This is a genomic window from Pseudoneobacillus rhizolycopersici (assembly GCF_054786815.1).
This window is the reverse complement of sequence record NZ_JBTOOE010000270.1, coordinates 1-222: the sequence shown is the minus strand read 5'-3', so window position 1 is coordinate 222 and position 222 is coordinate 1. Positions and strand designations below refer to the sequence as shown.

General features: G+C 67.1%; 1 protein-coding gene. It reads right to left on the bottom strand.

The genetic code is table 11. The annotated features are described in order from the left end of the window. Window positions 1-222 (bottom strand): hypothetical protein (locus tag ACX9YW_RS23705; protein ID WP_460351278.1); only part of this gene is annotated, 222 nt, incomplete at both ends.

The window sequence follows — 222 nt, the reverse complement described above, 5'->3', positions numbered from 1 at the left end:
CGTGCAGCAACGCCGGCGCCTCGCGGTAGAAGCGGCGCAGGTCGCCGAGCATGCCCCAGAACCGCGGGGAGACCAGGTTGCGGCGCTGGCAGAACAGCCCATCCAGCGAGGTGGCGTTGTACTCCAGCCCGCTGCGCTCGCTGTGTACCGAAAAGCTCATGGTGGTGGGCTGGGAGGCTACGTTGAGCTCGTCGAACAGCGCGGTGAGCAGTGGGTAGTGCA